Origin of the sequence: Haloferula sp. (assembly GCF_049672945.1) — a bacterium.
GTDB lineage: Bacteria > Verrucomicrobiota > Verrucomicrobiia > Verrucomicrobiales > Akkermansiaceae > Haloferula.
This window is the reverse complement of sequence record NZ_JBATWY010000157.1, coordinates 1-1,780: the sequence shown is the minus strand read 5'-3', so window position 1 is coordinate 1,780 and position 1,780 is coordinate 1. Positions and strand designations below refer to the sequence as shown.

2 protein-coding genes and 1 pseudogene are annotated in these 1,780 nt (G+C 57.3%); 1 reads left to right on the top strand and 2 read right to left on the bottom strand.

Annotated features, from left to right (window positions below; all coding sequences use genetic code 11):
- Nucleotides 1–124, top strand: a pseudogene (locus tag WBG04_RS13845) (5-(carboxyamino)imidazole ribonucleotide synthase); the annotation flags it as partial.
- A gap of 75 nt (nt 125–199) precedes the next feature.
- On the opposite strand, the gene WBG04_RS13840 reads toward WBG04_RS13845, so the two are convergent.
- Together WBG04_RS13840 and WBG04_RS13835 are read right to left on the bottom strand one after the other, a co-directional pair.
- On the bottom strand, nt 200–1,432 hold the full coding sequence (locus WBG04_RS13840) for an MFS transporter (RefSeq protein ID WP_424315043.1): 1,233 nt from the start codon (nt 1,430–1,432) through the stop codon (nt 200–202).
- A gap of 75 nt (nt 1,433–1,507) precedes the next feature.
- Nucleotides 1,508–1,780, bottom strand: a 273-nt coding sequence (locus WBG04_RS13835) for a sulfatase/phosphatase domain-containing protein (RefSeq protein WP_424315042.1), incomplete at its 5' end; no start/stop codon positions are given.

The following is a 1,780-nucleotide window of genomic DNA, read 5'->3' as shown; positions in this document are numbered from 1 at the left end:
CCTCTATGGTAAGCAACGTGCCGTCGGCCGACGCAAGATGGGTCACACCAATCTACTCGGTCCCGACACCGAGGACTGCCTGACCCGCGCCGAATCGCTGAAGGCCGAGTATCTTGGGGAGTAGGGCACGTGGACTTCTCCCTTCCGGAGCATTTACATTCCTGTCAATGGCGCAGCTTTACCTAGAGAAGGCTACAATTCAATCCCTCGGCGGAGTATTCCCAAGGCCCAAAGCCACAATCGCCCCTAACAAACAGAAGGCCGAAAAGCCGACCAGCGAGAGAACTGGTGAGATCGATTGAAGGGGTGAGGCAATGCCACCAACAACAAGAATGGCTACGGCAATGATCGTATTCGAAGCCGAGACATAGTCGGTTCGTTGATCCCCCTCCGCCGCATCCACCACCCATGTCTTCCGGCCGAGACGAACGCCGGCGTAACCCAGATTGAATAGAAGGAAGAGAGTTGGCCAGAGTAGCGGTTGATGAAACCAACCGGGTGACGACCACGCGATCCATGAGGCTACTCCCCCCACAAAAGCCGCGATCATTCCACCGAATGACATCGCCCGATGGGGAGCCCGATCCGCCAGCCGACCCCACAGAAATGAACTCCCCGCCGTGGCGACGCCCGAAGCGATCACAAACCCTATCAGCGAAGCGATCCCTCCCCCATGTTTCCCCGCCATCACCACCAGCACGGGAGCACCAAGAGCCGATCCCAACAAAAGCACGCGGACCAAGATGAACCTCCGGAAAAGCTTGTCGTCCTTCACGAGCCGAAGACGGCCAAGAACGTCGGATGAAGACGACTCTCCCTCTTCTTCACCCGCAGGCTCATCGACGCGACCGTAGAAGCCAGCACCGAGCAACCAAAGCGTCGAAGCACCGAGCAACACCCAAGCCAGGGTCCTCACATCCCCGTCGTCTTTTGCCAAAATCAGCATCAGCGCGGCAATCGTTGAAACCACCCCGGAGATCGTCGCGGAGATTCCACCAATACGACCGCGGAATCCCTTCGGGATCGTCTTGCCCAGCACATCCTTGGCACTGATCGAGCAAAAGGCGCGCGCCGTGGCGAATAGCCCCAGCGCGACTAGGACCGCCAAACCAGCACTCGCCGGAGGGAGCAGCAAGGCGGACACTCCCATGATGGCCACTGCCAAGGCTTGCACCAATGCCCCCGCCACAAAGACATGTTTTCTCCGACGCGCCTTCTTTACCCAACCGGAAATGAACAGCTGTGGAAGCATTGAACCCGACTCACGAATCGGAACCAACATGGAAACGATCGCTCCTGAAACACCCATCTGGGACAGCAGCCAGGTAAGGACCGTCTTGGGATTGATCAGAACGTCACCCAACTTCGTGAAACTCATCGCCGCGATGATCCGCGCGGCATTCCGCTTCTGAGTGGATTCGAGTTCAGCCATCACTTGCTTTACCGGTCAATTCGATCAGAGGTATCCAAGAACTTCAATCAGCGCCAGAAGGCAAATACCACAGCCTCAGGGCGTATGACTGTCCTTGACCGATTCGTAGATTCTCCAGAAGTCCTCGCCTTGCTGACTGGCAAACGGTGACGAGCAATTCCCATCGTTCAGCCGCACCCGTTCCTTCTTCAAGAGAAGTTGCAGACGTTCCAAGTCGGCTCGCCTTTCAGGATCAGCCGCCAGATTCCTGGTCTCCTGTGGATCCGCCACCAGATCGAACAACTGCGTGTGGCGGGTGTCGTCCACACAATACTCAATCAACTTGTAACGCTCATCCCGCACCGCGCG